Source organism: Trichocoleus sp. FACHB-262, from assembly GCF_014696035.1.
Lineage (GTDB): Bacteria > Cyanobacteriota > Cyanobacteriia > FACHB-46 > FACHB-46 > Trichocoleus.
On the sequence record NZ_JACJPK010000072.1, the window covers coordinates 265,139 to 281,977 of the forward strand.

The 16,839-nt window shown below is 51.2% G+C and carries 10 protein-coding genes; 4 read left to right on the forward strand and 6 right to left on the reverse strand.

Annotated elements, in window-relative coordinates:
• Positions 1–6 precede the first annotated feature (6 nt).
• Together H6F68_RS14475 and H6F68_RS14480 are read right to left on the reverse strand one after the other, a co-directional pair.
• Positions 7–1,839 (reverse strand): DMT family transporter, encoded by a 1,833-nt coding sequence (locus H6F68_RS14475; protein WP_190559963.1) that lies wholly within the window; start codon positions 1,837–1,839, stop codon positions 7–9.
• Between the two features lie 359 nt (positions 1,840–2,198).
• Positions 2,199–3,233 carry a diguanylate cyclase gene (locus tag H6F68_RS14480; RefSeq protein ID WP_190559965.1) on the reverse strand — a complete coding sequence of 345 codons (1,035 nt, stop codon included), beginning with the start codon at positions 3,231–3,233 and terminating at the stop codon, positions 2,199–2,201.
• Positions 3,234–3,635: 402 nt separating this feature from the next.
• On the opposite strand from H6F68_RS14480, the gene alaS reads away from it, so the two are divergent.
• The gene (alaS, locus tag H6F68_RS29050) at positions 3,636–6,542 is read left to right on the forward strand and encodes an alanine--tRNA ligase (protein WP_242065505.1); all 2,907 of its coding nucleotides are present in this window, start codon (positions 3,636–3,638) and stop codon (positions 6,540–6,542) included.
• A 21-nt stretch (positions 6,543–6,563) separates the two neighbouring features.
• On the opposite strand, the gene H6F68_RS14490 is transcribed toward alaS, so the two are convergent.
• Positions 6,564–7,166 carry a 5-formyltetrahydrofolate cyclo-ligase gene (locus H6F68_RS14490; protein ID WP_190559968.1) on the reverse strand — a complete coding sequence of 201 codons (603 nt, stop codon included), beginning with the start codon at positions 7,164–7,166 and terminating at the stop codon, positions 6,564–6,566.
• Positions 7,167–7,567: 401 nt separating this feature from the next.
• Between H6F68_RS14490 and H6F68_RS14495 the strand changes: the two genes are divergently transcribed.
• From H6F68_RS14495 to H6F68_RS14505, 3 genes are all read left to right on the forward strand, one after another.
• Positions 7,568–9,958 carry a response regulator gene (locus H6F68_RS14495; RefSeq protein ID WP_190559970.1) on the forward strand — a complete coding sequence of 797 codons (2,391 nt, stop codon included), beginning with the start codon at positions 7,568–7,570 and terminating at the stop codon, positions 9,956–9,958.
• A gap of 93 nt (positions 9,959–10,051) precedes the next feature.
• Complete coding sequence (locus tag H6F68_RS14500; RefSeq protein WP_190559972.1) at positions 10,052–11,968, forward strand: ABC transporter ATP-binding protein; 1,917 nt, start codon at positions 10,052–10,054, stop codon at positions 11,966–11,968.
• Between the two features lie 74 nt (positions 11,969–12,042).
• Entirely contained in the window at positions 12,043–13,170 is a 1,128-nt protein-coding gene (locus H6F68_RS14505; RefSeq protein ID WP_190559974.1) for a sister chromatid cohesion protein PDS5, read from the forward strand.
• Here H6F68_RS14505 and H6F68_RS14510 read toward each other — a convergent pair.
• From H6F68_RS14510 to H6F68_RS14520, 3 genes are all read right to left on the reverse strand, one after another.
• Positions 13,167–14,834 (reverse strand): ATP-binding protein, encoded by a 1,668-nt coding sequence (locus H6F68_RS14510; RefSeq protein ID WP_190559975.1) that lies wholly within the window; start codon positions 14,832–14,834, stop codon positions 13,167–13,169. The genes H6F68_RS14505 and H6F68_RS14510 overlap by 4 nt on opposite strands.
• A 240-nt stretch (positions 14,835–15,074) precedes the next feature.
• The gene (gene ftsE, locus H6F68_RS14515) at positions 15,075–15,887 is read right to left on the reverse strand and encodes a cell division ATP-binding protein FtsE (protein ID WP_190559977.1); all 813 of its coding nucleotides are present in this window, start codon (positions 15,885–15,887) and stop codon (positions 15,075–15,077) included.
• A 44-nt stretch (positions 15,888–15,931) separates the two neighbouring features.
• Complete coding sequence (locus tag H6F68_RS14520; RefSeq protein WP_190559979.1) at positions 15,932–16,696, reverse strand: WecB/TagA/CpsF family glycosyltransferase; 765 nt, start codon at positions 16,694–16,696, stop codon at positions 15,932–15,934.
• Positions 16,697–16,839: the final 143 nt, after the last annotated feature.

Genomic DNA, 16,839 nt, shown 5'->3' on the forward strand with positions numbered 1-16,839 from the left:
ATTCTACTAGCTGGACTTCGGTTTCAACTGTCCTCGCAGCCGTTCTAAATTCAAGCCTGCTACTCCTAGCGTGACTAACAGCACGCCAAACCACTGGCGGCTTTCCAGTTGGTCTTGAATAATCAACCAAGCGAGGATAGCGGTGAATGCGGGCCCTGTGGCACTAATAATCGAGGCAGGAGCGGCACCAATTAAGCGAATACCAATGTTAGTAAAGAGGTAGCCCAGCAGAGTAGCAGCGCCTAAAACTAAACAGCCCAGCATGAAACCAGGCCACATAGCTGGCTGAATCTTGACAGTCAGAGCTTGAGCTGGGAACATCAAAACGACGCTGGAGAGAACAAAAATTGTGACGAATTGGATCAGGCTGACTGGTACGGGATTTAGCATACGGGTACACAACCCAGTCAAAATCACATAGCCAGCAAAGGCAAATCCAGAGGCGGCAGCGGCAACGCTTCCTAGCCAGAGATTACCGGTTGCGGGGCCTGTAACTTGGGGTAAGGCTAAAACACCGCCAGAGCAAATCACTGCCATGACCACTAAGCGAAATACAGTGGGGCGATCGCCAAAGATTTTCCAGGCGAGCAACACGGTAATGGTGGGATAGATAAAGAAAATGGTGATTGCAGTGCCAGCCGCAATTTGAGCCAGAGCCGTGTAGATCAGCACTTGCGACAGAAACAAAAACCCCCCACTCCCCACAACATTCCTCAAAGGCCGCCGATCGGGTGCTAGCAAAAACCGTTTAATGTCACGCCACATGGGGGGATACAGCACGGGTGCCAGTAGAGCCAGTAAAGGCACAACAATCAACATCCGCATCCACAAGATTAGTAACGAGTTGCCCAGCCCTGGCATAATCACGCCACCGATCTGACCTAAACCGAGGACCTCGTGAGACCTAAACAGGACTTTGACCACGACGTTATGGAACGATAACGCCACAGATGAGAGCAACACTAAAATTAAACCCACCTGCACTTGAGAGGGGCGCTTGGCTTGGGGCTTCACCTGAGGGGAAACGGTGGGAGGCTCCTGAGCACCCTGAGCGCTGGGTAACGGTGCAGTTAAGGGAGGTTCTGGTTTGGAACTCGGTCTAGGCTCAAAGGGCAGATTAATTGCTTGCGAAGATTGAGTCAGCGATCGCCCTTCTGAAGTGGCATCCAAAGACGGCGTGAAGCGATCGCCTGCTAATAGTTGAGCAGAGCTGTTTTCTCCTGCCTGGAGTTGCTCGCGTAAGCGCTGAACTAGCGCAGATAAAATGATTTCTCCTTGCTGTTCTGGACTGTCCACCCGGTTCAACTGTTGTGATAACCAGCTTTGGTGGCTGTCTAGCTCCTGCTGCAAAGTTTTGAAGGTGGTGCTAAAAGCTTTCTCTAAAGGCAGCAGCAGTTGGGAAATCTCGTCATTGGTTGCAAGGCTGCCTTGGCTCAACGGGTTAGCGTTGGTTGCCTGTCCCCAAGGCTGACGAACTGGAGCAGTTGACTGGTTGAGTCGCTGCCTCAAAAAGATTTGCCAATGGTCCGCGATCGCCTGCGCTAGTTGCTTAGCCCAAGTCTGCTGCTGAACAAATTGCCGCTGACCTAACACCTCGTGACCGTCAGCTTTCAACTGCTGGTGTTGGTCGCGCAGTTGATCAATATCTTCGATTAAGTGAGATTTCTCGGCCTGAAGGCGGGCGATATCTTGAGCAAACTGCACAATTAAGTCTTGATGCAGGCGCTTCAGGTCCTGCGACACGGCTTTGAGCGTCTGCTCCGTCTGTGGCTCTCCTGCTTCCGCGCTTGCTAATGGGTCGCGGAGCGGTTCTGATGGAGTGTTATTCAGTTGCCCCATGAGCGTTTAACCTCTAACCTCTTGGCCATTGAGCGATCGCTATCCTTACAACTGAGTCAGCGTCTCTGTCAGTATTCCCAGTATTTTTTATAAATTAAGTCTAATTTGATCAGGAACTCCTCCGCCCGCAATCAGGCCTGCACCACCTTGAATTAGCGCCTTTGAGCTGTTTGATCGAGCCGAAAACATGCCGAAATCCCTTGAGATTATCAGATTCAGCTACTCTTTTGGCTCACTTACTGAATTTCGTGGTGTATCTACAGAAATTCTTAAGGCTCAAGCTCCCTAAGTTTAAATCTCTCACTTTCTCACTTATAGATGGCGCTGAGCTGGGTGACCCAGAGTGGTTGATAGCTGTGTTAAATCGAAGGAGCTGAATCTGAAGCCAGCGATCGAGAGCAATCTGGAGCACTACTGATCGCTCGGTTTCTACCCTCAGATTTTGCTCGCAACAAATTTTGATCGGCCCGCCGCAGCAAACTAATGCCTTTAGAGTCATCCTCTGCTTCTAAGGAAGCAATGCCAGCGCTAATCGTGGCGTGGATTTCTAAGGTTGGGTCAATTCTAAAAGTTTGCTCACTAATCAGACGGCAAATGCGTTGCCCCACGATAGGGGCTTCATGACCATCGGTGTTGCTCAAAATAATGACGAATTCTTCGCCGCCGTAACGAAAAGGGGTGTCGTAGAAGCGGAGATTATGCCGCAGGCGAGCCGAAAGCAGCTTCAGCATGCGATCGCCCACCAAATGTCCATACGTGTCATTGATCGCTTTGAAATAATCCACATCCAACATCACCAAGCTCAAAGGCAACGTGCGAGTTCGGGCGTTCTGGATCTGGCGTGGCAATTCCCACTCCAAAGCTCGGCGATTATTCAGTTCGGTGAGAGGGTCGGAGAGGGCGATCGCTGACAGTAAATCATTGGCCCGCATCAGCTCTCGATGATTCCGCACCACTCGCAATCCCGCTTGGACTTGAGCTTGGAGGAGACGATTTTGTCTCGCCGACAATTCTGCCACAACCAGGCTGCCATGCTGAACACTCAAATTCATCACTAAGTAAGCATCGGCTCCTCGTTCTAAGGCTTCTGCCGAACACTCCACCGCTTGACTAGAAATCTGGGAAACGGCCTCACTCAGCCTTGGGGCATCATCTGCTAGCAACAGACAATAAATCCAGGCCAGCCGAGACTGTTCCTTAATTTGCTGACATAAATAGAGGCTGTCGGAACTAGCCTGTAAGATTAGCAAATCGGGCTGCTGAGCCTGAATCAGCGGAATTGCCTCGTTGGCGCTCGTTGCTGTTTCGATGGTGCAGTCTGCCAAATCGCCAACCCGATCTAGAAGGGCGGCTAGAAAATAATTTTCTCCAACTATCAGGATCGAAGCAGTCATTGGCGTTTTAGAAGCCTAGTGAAAAAATCAAGGCCGTAACCTTAGCAAATCCAAGACTTTGCTACTGCTGTTAACGCCTAGATCTCGCAAATCCGCCTTAGGAGTGGCATCCCACCTCTAAGTGTTATTGAGTATACTCAGGCTGAAACTATCTACACCTACCATTAACGACCATCCGCAACCAGCAGTTGAATTACTGATTCCCTTGATAGGTTAGGACTTTCAGCCAAAGCTGAAGCCGTATATTTCCCGGGGAAGACAAATGATCAGGTGTAGTTGGGTTTCATGCTCACAACATTCCTCTTGAGAATCTTGATGCTACCAAAGCCTAGAGTTGGCGAATCATGCGGCATCATAGATGAGAGGTCATTGTTCAGTCTGAATTCGCTTTAAAAAGGTTCCATGTTTACCCCCCTCAGCGGCACTCAAATTCGGCAAAAGTTTCTTGATTTTTATGCAGCCAGAGGCCATCAGATACTACCGAGTGCCTCGTTGGTTCCCGAAGATCCGACGGTGCTGCTGACGATCGCGGGTATGTTGCCCTTTAAGCCAATTTTTCTAGGACAGCGATCGCCGGAATTCCCCAGAGCGACAACATCTCAAAAGTGTATCCGCACTAATGATATTGAGAACGTGGGTCGGACCGCCCGCCACCACACTTTCTTTGAAATGTTGGGCAACTTCAGCTTTGGCGATTATTTCAAAGAGCAAGCGATCGCTTGGGCCTGGGAACTGGCGACTGAGGTATTTGGGTTGCCTCCAGAGCGCTTAGTCGTGAGTGTGTTTGAGGAAGACGATGAAGCGTTTGCCCTATGGCGCGACAAAATCGGTATTCCGGCGCACCGAATTCAGCGTATGGGTGAGAAGGACAACTTCTGGGTTTCTGGCCCCACCGGACCTTGTGGACCTTGCTCCGAGATTTACTACGACTTCCACCCAGAAAAAGGCGATGCCCACATTGACCTCGAAGATGACACTCGGTTTATCGAGTTCTACAACCTGGTGTTCATGCAGTACAACCGGGACGCCGAAGGTAAGCTGACGCCGCTGCAAAACCAGAACATTGATACCGGATTGGGTCTAGAACGAATGGCTCAAATCCTTCAGCGAGTCCAGAACAACTACGAAACCGATTTAATTTTCCCCATTATTCAAGCCGCCGCAGAAATCGCGGGGATTGACTACGCTCAGGCTGACGAGTCTACCAAAGTCTCGCTGAAGGTAATCGGGGATCACGTTCGCTCAGTTGTCCACATGATCACGGATGGCATTACGGCCTCTAATATCGGTCGTGGTTATGTGTTGCGGCGCTTGATTCGTCGGGTGGTGCGGCATGGCCGCTTGATTGGCATTGAGGGCGAATTCACGACACGGGTGGCAGAGGCCGCGATTGCCCTGGCTGATTCGGCTTACCCGAACGTGCGGCTCAAGGAAAACAGCATCAAAACCGAGTTGCAGCGCGAAGAAGCCCAATTCCTCAAAACCCTCGATCGTGGCGAAAAGCTGCTAGCAGAAATTCTTGAAAAAATAGAAATCAAAGTCAAGCAGATTGTAAAAGCAATACAGCGATGGGAAGAGTCAGAGGAAACTCAGCGTCAGAGAATCCTTCAAGAAATCTCTGAGCTTTCGGATTTACCTATAGAGTCAGTTAAAACTACGCTTGAGAGTTTAAAACAACAACAAAGACTTTTCGCACAAGAGTCGGAACATACTCGCCAGCCTCCAGATGAGGCAGATCCATTAAAGGAGCTATGGGCAAAGCGAGAGGTCTCTTTAGAGAAGAATCGTTATGTTGCAGCACGAACCATACTGACGGTCAGCGGTCAGGATTCTTTCAAACTCTATGATACTTATGGTTTTCCAGTCGAGTTGACCCAAGAGATTGCCGAGGAGAAAAACCTCACCGTTGATCTCGAAGGCTTTGACGCCGAAATGGAGAAGCAGCGCGATCGCTCTCGTGAAGCTCACGAAACCATTGACCTGACTGTCCAAGGCTCTCTAGATACTCTGGCTGAGCATGTTCACGCTACCGAGTTTCTCGGCTATGTAGAACGCTCGGCCACGGCTCAAGTTGCCGTATTGCTGGTCAATGGCAAATCGGCTGAAGCGGCTGAAGCAGGCACCGAAGTCCAGATCATCTTAGACAAAACGCCCTTCTATGCGGAATCCGGTGGTCAGGTAGGCGATCGCGGCTATCTTTCTGGAGATGCAGTGCTGGTGCGCGTCCATGATGTAAAGAAAGAATCAGATTTCTTTGTCCACTTCGGGCGGATTGAACGAGGCACGCTGCAAGTAGGCGGTACGGTCACGGCGCAAATTGACCAAGCTTGTCGGCGACGTGCCCAAGCCAACCACTCCGCCACCCATTTATTGCAAGCTGCGTTGAGGAAATTGGTGGATGACTCAATTTCTCAAGCAGGTTCTCTTGTAGCGTTCGATCGCTTGCGCTTTGACTTCAACTGCCCTCGCCCTCTGACTCCGGAAGAAGTGCAACAAGTCGAGGAGCAAGTCAACCTCTGGGTGGCTGAGGCTCATACAGCCCAAATTGAGGTGGTACCCATCGCTGAAGCCAAAGCCAAAGGGGCGATCGCGATGTTTGGCGAGAAGTACGGCGATCAAGTTCGCGTGCTGGATTTCCCTGGCGTTTCGATGGAGTTGTGTGGCGGTACCCATGTCAGCAACACCGCAGAAATCGGCGTGTTCAAAATCATTTCGGAAACGGGGGTTGCCTCCGGCGTGCGGCGGATTGAGGCGGTGGCTGGCCCTTCCGTGTTGGACTACCTGAATGTCCGCGATCGCGTGGTGCGGGATCTGAGCGATCGCTTCAAAGCCAAGCCAGAAGAACTCACCGATCGTGTCACCAGTTTGCAGAATGAACTGAAAAACACCCAGAAGCAACTGGAAACTGCTAAGGCTGAACTGGCGCTCGCCAAATCAGATCAATTGCTGGGCCAAGCTGAATCTGTAGGTACCTTCAAGCTCTTGGTGGCGCAACTAGAAGGTGTAGATCCGGAATCGCTGAAAACTGCGGCAGAGCGCTTAGCGCAGAAACTTGGTGAGGGTGCAGTTGTGCTAGCTTCGGTGCCTGAACCCGACAAAGTTAGTTTGGTCGCCGCGTTTAGCCCTGCCGTAGTCAAGTCTGGTTTGCAGGCAGGTAAATTTATCGGCGCGATCGCCAAACTCTGCGGCGGCGGTGGTGGTGGCCGACCTAACCTAGCGCAGGCAGGCGGGCGAGATGCCAGCAAACTACCTGAAGCCCTTGCTGAAGCCCGCGAGCAGTTGCATCGCAGTCTAAGCAACGCTAACTAAAAAGCCAGAAGATATTAGGGGTCAGACTTCTGGCATCTCTGGCACCTCGAACAGGCTAGCTTCTGTGCAAACCGCTGATAGAGGCTGGTCCCAAGCATCAACGGGTAAGTTTGGTAAGTGAGCAAACTCAAACACAATGCCAATCGTAGGTTTGGTAGCCCAGGCTGGGTCACTAAGTAGTCGATCGTAAAAGCCACCGCCATAACCGAGCCGATACCCTTGGCGATCGCAAGCTACAGCAGGGACCAAAATCAAGTCAACTTGCTCAGGTTCTAGAGCGGGGCAGTCGGGATGAGGCTCTTTAATTCCATAAGCTCCCGACTGCAAAGGCAAATTGCTGGTAGCGGACCAAGCATGCCAGAACAGCGATTTACCCACACAGCGCGGAAATCCCCAAACGCGATCGCTAGCCTGATTGATTAAAGGCATCAAATCTGGTTCTTGGCGAAAACTGAAATAAGCCAAGATAGTTTGGGATTTAGCAAATAGAGAAGCTGCTTGTATTTGGAGACATAGGCGATCGCTTTTAGCTCGCCAATCCTCAGTTGTTATCGCTTGCCGCTGTTGCAACAAAAGCCGCCGTAACTCTACTTTTTGATTGGGTGAGTCGCTCTCAGACTTCACAGTTAAAGATTCCTTACATCAAGATCAGCGACAACAGCCTAGTGACAGCAGCTTTACTCCAACCAGCCTGACAGTCGCGGCGGTCGCTCCTATAGCTGAATCGTTAAACTGATACTAGAAGGTACTGAGACTCGTAAATAAAGGTTGCACAAGAGACGCTTTATTGAGGGGTTTGTCATCCTATAGAGGTAGATATAGAATTGCTACTCTTTGGGTGGCGGTCTGTTGCCTTGGGCACAGTGTTGTTATGGTGCAAATCCCATATTTTGTCAGTCTCCATCAAAACTTAGCACTGGTGCAATTATTCCATTGGTTCTTCTTTTCGCTCAGCTCCATTGGTCCGAGCAGGCCAAGCCCAACCCATTCAAGCGTTCATCCAAGAGTATGAACAAGAGGCATCCATGAACGTTGATACTACCGCGTCAGGCGTGATCTTGATCGTGGATGACATCCCCGCTAATTTGGGAGTTTTATTCGATTTTCTGGCCGATACTGGGTTTCAAGTCTTAATCGCTGAGGATGGCGAAAGTGCTTTGCAAACCGCTGAGTATGCCTCTCCTGATTTAATCCTGCTCGATGTACTGATGCCAGAAATTGACGGTTTTGAAACTTGCCGTCGGTTGAAGTTGAACCACGCTACCCAAGACATTCCGGTCATCTTTATGACGGCCCTGACCGAGACCATCGATAAAGTCAAAGGTCTAAATTTAGGAGCGGTCGATTACATCACCAAGCCATTACAACACGAAGAAGTGTTGGCACGGGTGAAATTGCATCTCAACTTGCGGAACTTAACGAAGCAGTTGCAAGCTCAAAATCTACAGTTAGAGCAGGAAGTGGTTGAGCGCAAACGGATCGAAGCAGATTTGCGGCATCATACCGCTGAGTTGGCCGAGTGGAAAAATCGTTACGAAGCGATCATTCAAGCCAGTGGGCAAATTCTCTTTGACTGGAATTCGCGGACCCACGAAGTCACTTACGGCGGCAACTTAACTGCTATCTTGGGCTACTCGCCAGAGGAAATGGCAGGTGGGCTCGATCGCTGGGTCACTCTCATCCATCCTGAAGACCGTAGCCGCTTTCATGCAGAAATCGATCGCGTCATCGTTACGAAACAGCCCTTTCACCAAGAATTTCGAGTTGCTCGCCAAGACGGTACTTACATCACAGTCGAGAGCAAGGGTTATTTCTTTGCGGACAGCGATGGTCAGGCGGTCCAGATGGCAGGGTTCATTGTAGATATTAGCGATCGCAAGCGCCACGAAGAAGCGTTACGTGAAACCAGCCAGATGCTCCAAGCACTGATCCAAGCATCTCCTTTGGCGATCGTCGTGCTTGATCCAGAAGGACGAGTGCAAGTGTGGAACCCAGCCGCCCAAGAAATTTTTGACTGGAGCGAATCAGAAGTTTTGGGCGAAATTTTGCCCATCGTGCCTACGGCTAAGCAAGGAGAATTTCGGGCATTTCGGCAACGGGTGTTCCAAGGAGAATCTTTTACAGGCGTAGAGGTAAGTCGCCAAAAGCGAGATGGTTCCTTCCTAGAACTCAACCTCTCTGCCGCCCCACTCCGCAATGCACAAGGTGAAGTGACGGGCGTGATTGCTATGTTGCTAGATGTCACTGCCAAAAAACAATTGGAGTCTCAAGCCCTCCGAGCCCAGCGGATGGAAAGCATTGGTACTTTAGCCAGCGGCATTGCTCACGACCTCAACAACTTGCTTACTCCTATTCTGTCGTCGGCCCAACTGCTCCTCATGCCGACAAAGCTGCCAGAAGCTAAAAAGCAGCAATTGCTAAAAACAATGGAAGCTAGCACCAAGCGAGCCGCTGCTCTGGTCAAGCAAGTGCTGCTGTTTGCAAGGGGCGTAGAAGGTAAGCGCATTACCTTGCAAATGTCTCACCTCATTACAGAAATTAGACAAATTACTCAAGAAACCTTTCCTAGATGGATTGAAGTTGAAGTCGAGGTAGACCCAAACCTCTGGATGGTATCTGGGGACACGACTCAACTGCATCAAGCCCTGCTCAACCTCTGCGTCAATGCCCGCGATGCCATGCCCAATGGAGGCACCTTAAAGATTGCGGCTACCAATATCTGGCTAGATGAAGAATACGCCCAGCTCAATATTGATGCCAAAGTGGGGCCTTACGTTCTCATTACCGTGACTGACACGGGAACTGGAATTCCTCCCGCCATCATTGATCGCGTGTTTGAACCTTTTTTCACCACGAAAGAGGTGGGTCAAGGCACAGGACTAGGGTTATCAACCGTCGTGGGGATTGTGAAAGGTCACGGTGGATTTGTCCAAGTTCAGAGCCGAGTTGGTCAAGGCACAGAGTTTAAGTTGTACTTGCCGATCGCCCAAACTTATGACCTCAAACCGGACGCAACTGAGTACGACGAACTCAAAGCTGGACACGGTGAAGTCGTGCTGGTAGTGGATGACGAGGATGCGATTTGTGAGGTCACCAAAACCTCTCTGGAGTACTACGGTTATAAGGTTTTAACGGCCAAAGATGGAGTAGAAGCGATCGCCATATATGTACGTCACCAAAGCGAAATTAATGTGGTGCTCGTCGATATGATGATGCCCTCAATGGATGGCCCCACCACGATTCGGACGCTGCAAAAGATCAATCCTCAAGTCAAGATTATTGGCGTCAGCGGGCTGATCTCCCATTGTCCGATGACTGAGTTTGCCAATAGCAACAACGTCAAGAGCTTTTTACCCAAGCCTTATACCTCAGAAGAGTTACTGCAAAACTTACGAGTTGTACTGACGACCTACTAAAAAACCAGACCAACTGTCACCATCCCTTCCTCAGTGTTGTTATGATGCAGCTAATTTTCATTTAGATTCAGTGAGCCTGTGGCCTACGACTCCATGACTGACACCATCCTCGACGTTCGCAACTTGCACGTTCAGTTTCAGACCGATGAACGGTTGATTAAAGCAGTAGATGGAATTTCCTTTGAGGTTAAACGCGGACAAACCTTAGGGATTGTCGGAGAGTCAGGCTCAGGCAAATCGGTCACGTCTCTAGCAGTGATGGGGTTGGTGCCTCCACCGGGCAGAGTGGCAGGCGGCGAACTTTGGTTCCAAGCGGCAGAGAGCGATACAGGGGCGATCGATTTGGTCAAGGTGCCGCCCAGCCATCGCCGCACCTATCGGGGCAACCAAATTTCCATGATTTTCCAGGAACCGATGAGTTCGCTGAATCCGGTTTACACCTGTGGATTTCAGCTCACCGAGGCGATCCGCCTGCACCAAAACATTTCTGAAGCTGAGGCTCGGCGGCAAGCGATCGCCCTACTCCAAGAAGTGAAGCTGTTGCCCAGCGATGAAGAACTGAAACAGCGCTACTTAGAAGAAGTACCCCAAGGCGAGTTCGCCCGACCCACTCCCAGCGAGGCAAACCTGAATCGCCACATTAACGAGCAAAAGCAATCGATCTTAGACCGCTATCCGCACGAGCTTTCCGGTGGTCAGATTCAGCGAGTGATGATTGCAATGGCAATTAGCTGCAACCCCAGCTTGTTGATTGCCGATGAACCCACCACGGCCTTAGATGTCACAGTCCAAGCCACGATCCTAGATTTGCTGCGGGAACTGCGCGATCGCCGCAACATGTCCATCATGTTCATTACTCACGACTTGGGCGTGATTGCGGATATTGCCGACACGGTGGCGGTGATGTATCAAGGCAAAATCGTAGAGTATGGCTCGGTCTGGCAGATTTTTTCTAGCCCACAGCATCCCTATACCAAGAGCTTGCTCACTTGTCGCCCCAGACCCGATCGCCGTTTGCAATTACTCCCCACAGTCTCCGACTTTATGGAAGTAGTTACCACTCCCAGCGGCGAGACTGTCATCCAAGAAAAGCCAACTGATATGTTCCAAGCAGTGCGGAACGCGGCGGAGATGAGTGATTTTGACCTAGACCATCGACTCACCGAACTGCAACAGCAATCTCCTTTGCTATCGGTGCGGGACTTACAAGTCGCGTTCCCTGTGCGAGGGGTTTGGGGAGAAACCAAGCGCTACGTCATGGCTGTGAATGGTGTCTCCTTTGATGTTTATCCGGGGGAAACCCTGGGCTTGGTGGGAGAATCGGGTTGTGGTAAAACCACACTGGCTCGGACTTTGTTGCGCTTGATCGAGCCGACTCAAGGCCAGATTTTGTTTGAAGGCCGCCCAGCCCATAGCTTAGAAGGTAAAGCTTTGCGGCAACTGCGGCAAGAAATGCAGATTATTTTCCAAAATCCCTTTGGTTCGCTGGACCCGCGCATGACCGTTGGCGCGGCAGTGATTGAACCACTCAAAATCCATCGCCGGGGCAATCAGCGGCAGAACCGGGAACGAGCGGCCTATTTGCTAGAGCGAGTGGGCTTAGATCCACAATTAATGCACCGTTATCCCCATGAATTTTCGGGTGGACAACGGCAACGGATTGCGATCGCACGAGCGTTAGCCTTAAACCCTAAGTTCATTATTTGCGATGAATCGGTTTCCGCGCTAGACGTGTCAGTGCAAGCCCAAGTCCTGAACCTACTCAAAGAACTGCAAGGCGAATTTGGCCTCACCTACATCTTTATCTCTCATGACTTGAGTGTGGTGAAGTTTATGAGCGATCGCATCATGGTGATGAATCGCGGCAAGATTGAAGAAATTGGCCCAGCGGAGGCGATCTACCGCGAACCGAAACAACCTTATACTCGTCAGTTGATTGCAGCAATTCCAGTCGGTAGTCTAGAACGCATTCGGGAACGTCAAGTCGAGCGAGGCATTGCAGTGGGTTAATCCCGTATGCAGCGTTTCTTGAAGCCAAATTGCTTTTCCAGCCAGCGAGACCCAGACCCAGCGAGACCCAGACCATGAGTGAGACTATATCTGAGCTGATTCAGAACCTCAGCGATCCAGCCGTTGAGGTTCGGGCTGGCGCTGCCAAAACGTTAGGTGAACATGGTGCAACCGCCAAAGCAGCGGTTCCCGCTTTACTCAAGGCTGTTAACGATCGCTCTGCGGCAGTCAGAGACAGTGCGATCGCCTCTCTCAGCAAAATCAACCTCGGCTCCACAGTTTCAGCCCTGATTCAGAATTTGGAGGATGACGACGATCGGGTGCGAACTAGTGCCGCTAGAGGCATTTCTACGATGGTGGAGCGCTTCGAGTTGCCAGCTTCGACCAAACAGCAGGTGTTTCAAGCTCTAGCTCAAGCCGTAAATAACCGTAGTTGGTTTGTTCGTTCTACGGTGATGGCGACGCTGGGTGAGTTGGCTCCTGTAGATGAAGTGCTGCCGATTTTGATCGCGGGCTTAGCCGACGCAGAAGCAGAAGTTCGTCAAGATGCCGCGATCGCGATTCAGTGCTTTGGGGATGAAGCCGAGGCAGCCGTGCCTCACCTGATCGATGCCTTTTGGCATGACATTGAGGTTTACGCAGCTTCGGCGCTAGGCAGCATTGGCCCTGGAGCGCAAGCAGCCATCCCGCGTCTTTTAGAAGCGCTTGAGCGAGGGCATGAAGATCTGAGAGCGCGGGCGGCTGAAGCGATTGGAGAAATTGGTTCTGCTGCCGCCGTACCTGCATTAATCAAATTTTTGCAGCAGGAAGACGCAGGTCTCCGCCGAGCAGCGGCTGAAGCACTTCAAGGTCTTGGCCCTGTCGCCACTGCCGCTGTTCCCAACTTGATTGTGGCGTTGGAGGACAAGTCAGATGAAGTCAAGGCAATGGCGGCGAAAGCCTTAGGAGAAATTGAATCGGAGAATACGGCGATCGCGGAGCTGCTCATGCCGTTGTTACAGGATGAAGCGGCATCAGTACGAGCCAGTACGGCTTATGCCCTGCAACTCATGGGCAAGCATGCGGAAGTCGCTGTGCCTGCCTTGATCGAAGCCTTTAGGGATGAAGTGGAACGAGTTAGCCAAAGTGCTGCCAGAGCTTTAGCCGAAATTGCTACCCCCGAAGCTAAGGAAGCGATCGCTCGTTATCGTCAGTGGTCTTAAGTCCCGATTTGGCCTGTGCGTCCAGCGACGTTGACTACGGCTGCTACTAGCTCAGCGGGTTCAATGGGTTTAGGAATATGCATTTGAAACCCGGCTGAGAGCGCCTGGATGCGATCTTCCAACCTGGCATAGGCAGTCAGGGCGATCGCCGGAATGGTACCCCCTTGCTCCAACGCCAGTTCCCTCACTTTACGAATGAGGGCATAGCCATCTTCATGAGGCATGCCAATGTCACTCAGTAAGACATGCGGCTGGAGGCGTTCAATGGCCTCTAATGCTTCACTAGCAGAAGCGACAGACGTAACGCTAGCACCGCATTGCTCTAGGACAGCCGTCACTAATCTGCGTGCATCCACTTCATCATCCACCACTAGCACCTGCAAGCCATTTAGAGCAGCAGTACCTGGAAACCCGACATCATCGCCTGCAGTAGAGCGGAGCCTATCTAAATGCTTCAGTTCTCCGGGAATCATCATTAAAGGCAAGCTCACCTTAAAAGTAGCTCCCTTACCGTCGCCTGTGCTTTCCGCATAGACGCTGCCCCCATGCAGCTCAACTAGGGTACGCACAATGGCTAAACCTAAACCCAGCCCGTTTTGCACTCTCGTGGTAGAACTATCCGACTGACTAAAGCGGTCAAAAATATAAGGGAGAAATTCAGCAGTAATCCCCTGACCTGTATCCTTAACTGTAATTTCTACGTGGGAATTAATGCGCTCCAGGCAGACTTGAACTTGGCCTCCCCCCGGCGTGAACTTCACGGCGTTAGAGAGCAAATTCCACATCACCTGCTGGAGTCGATCGGAGTCTCCAGAAACCGAGCCTGCGGACGGATCAAGAATGGTCTGAATCCGAATCGCTTTGGCATCAGCAGCAGGACGGACGACATCGATCGCAGCTTCTACCACAGCAACAAGTTCCACAGGACGAACGTTGAGGCGCAGTTTACCTTGGATGATGCGCGAAATGTCTAAGATATCGTCAATTAGTTGGGCCTGAAGCTTTGCGTTACGCTCAATCGTCTCGATCGCATGTTCTGCCTTAGCTTCGTTGAGCTGGCGCGATCGCAGTAGCCTAGCCCACCCCAGCATGGCATTCAACGGAGTCCGCAACTCATGAGAAAGAATAGAGAGAAACTCATCCTTGGCCCGATTTGCAGCCTCTAGTTGTTCAGTCCGTGCCGAAACCCGCTGCTCAAGTTCGGCATTCAGCGCTTGAATCTGCTTCTCGGCTTGCTCTCGCTCTAAAATCTGCTGTTGCAGTGCCTGATTTGCTGCCTTTAGTTGGGCTGGACTGGGCAATGCTAAGGCTTGAGGCACTAAAGGAATGAGTTCGAGCGCTGTGTAAACCGATACCATTGCTGTGGCAGCCTTGAGCGTGCCTGAGAGCCAGTAGGTAGGGTGCCACAGCGTCCAAATCTCCATTAGATGCGTGGTACCGCAGGCAATGATAAACGAGCCGAACAGGAGAAAGACCCAGCTAAACGGTAGGTCATCTCGCTTGCGGACAAAGTAAAGCAACGTAATGGGAATTGAATAATAGGCTAAAGCAATTAGAGCATCAGCTAATAAGTGAAGCCATACCAAACCTGGCTGCCATAAATAACAATGTCCGTGGGGAATGAAGGGTCCTGAAGAAAATAGGTTATTCAGGAAGGCTGGCATACGATTTTCCTGGGTACCGAGGGCGATTTAAGCTAGTGGGCATGAATTAGGGTTGCGCTTGCTAGCAAGTATCTTCTATCAGTATTCCCGATAGTGCCCTTGCGCTTAATCGCTATTGGCTCTGCTAATGCAGCAGAATCTATCCCTGGTAAATTTTAATACCTAATGTTTCGCAGCAAGCCCCTCATAGCGGGACTATTGCAGATTGCGGCTGCCTACGTCACACGCTTGGTTAACCTATTAAGATTTTACGGAGCTTAACCTGCCATTTTTGATTTGCACGACGGGATGGTTAGACATTCTCACCAGTTGCTCATCGTGAGTGGTAACAATCACCGTAATTCCAATCCCATTGAGCTTTTTCAGGATCTTGATCACTTGCCAAGAATTCTCTGAATCCAAGTTACCTGTAGGCTCATCGGCCAGTAGTAGCGGTGGTGTACTAACCACGGCACGGGCAATGCTCACCCGCTGCTGCTCTCCCCCAGACAGTTCATCAGGGAAGCAGTCGGCTTTGTCTTGCAGACCCACCATCCGGAGTGTGGGCTGCAACCGTCGCTGAATTTCCTTGCGGGTATAGCCTTGGGCTTGCAGGACAAAGGCCACATTTTCAGCCACTGTCCGACGAGGAATCAGCTTGTAATCTTGAAAGACAATGCCAATCCGCCGCCGCAGCAGCGACAAGCGATCGCCCCGCAGCTTGGATAAATTGTAGTCATCCACTACTACATCGCCTTGGTTCGGACGTTCTGCACCGTAAAGCAGCTTCAAGAACGTAGTTTTACCGGAACCAGAGGGGCCAGTCACAAATAAAAAGCTGCCCCGCTTAACTTCTAAATTCACGCCTAACAAGCCACGACTGCCATTGGGATAAGTTTTCGTGACGCTTTGCAACTGAATGATCGGTCTGGTGGCAGCAGGCTGCGGTGTGGAGTTGCCTGGGGACTGAGTGTCACTGAGCGGTGCCTGGAGGTGGGCATAAACATCGCTGGCTGGGGAACCAGAACTATTAGCAGCAGCCTGGGGAGATTTGCCGTGCAAAACCTGGGGCATAGAGAAAAACAGTGCCTTTGAGCAGCGTGATTGTGACGTAGAGATTATGGTAGCTGTTGGCTGACTGGATGTCTCTGGGTCAAGCGATAAATTAGGGCTCGAATTGCAAATTTTGGTAACGCCAGCATCCGTCGCCACCGCCAAGGTTCTTTATATAGCCGATAAACCCACTCCAAATGGTTATCTCGCAACCAAACAGGGGCTCGCACTTTCTCCCCTGCCCAAATGTCGAAGCTACCACCTACCCCAATCCAAACGGCTTCTGGGCAGAGGTGACGATGCTCGGCAATCCACAATTCTTGGCGAGGCACGCCCAAGCCGACAAAAATTAAGCGAGGTTGTAAGGTTTGCAGCATTTGTCGAAACTCTGGCTGAGCTTCGGCGGGAAGAAAACCATTTTGCACTCCCGCGATCGCTAAACCTGGGACTTGCTGTTGCCAATGGTTCGCCGCAGTCTCCGCAACACCAGGAGCACCGCCGTAAAAGAACACAGACCAAGGCTCGGCTGCTTGTCCTGCGCGCTGTAAGAGGGCTTCTGCAAGTTCAATCCCTGGACACCGTTCTATCCGTCGCCCTTGCGATCGCAGGTACAGCACTACCCCAGCCCCATCGGGAATCACTAACTCAGCTTGGCGAATAATGTTAGCTAAAGCAGGGGAATCTTCTGCCTGCATGGTCATTTCCGCATTGAGCGTGACGACATGCACCCCTCGTTTTTCTTGCAGCCGAGCGGCAAGCCAACCTGCATAGTCGTTCGATAGGTGAACTGGAAGGCCCAGTACAGGAAATGGTTTGAGTGCTTCAGACATGGACCGCACTTGCACTGCCTCACGCATCTAGTAATGGTTGTTGAGTAGCCCTCTCAGGCGCTAGATTTTACCGCACTCTAGCCCAGAGCGCTACTAAATTGCTGCTGGTTTCGCAGTTTTCGTTTCAACTACCCATTACGGGT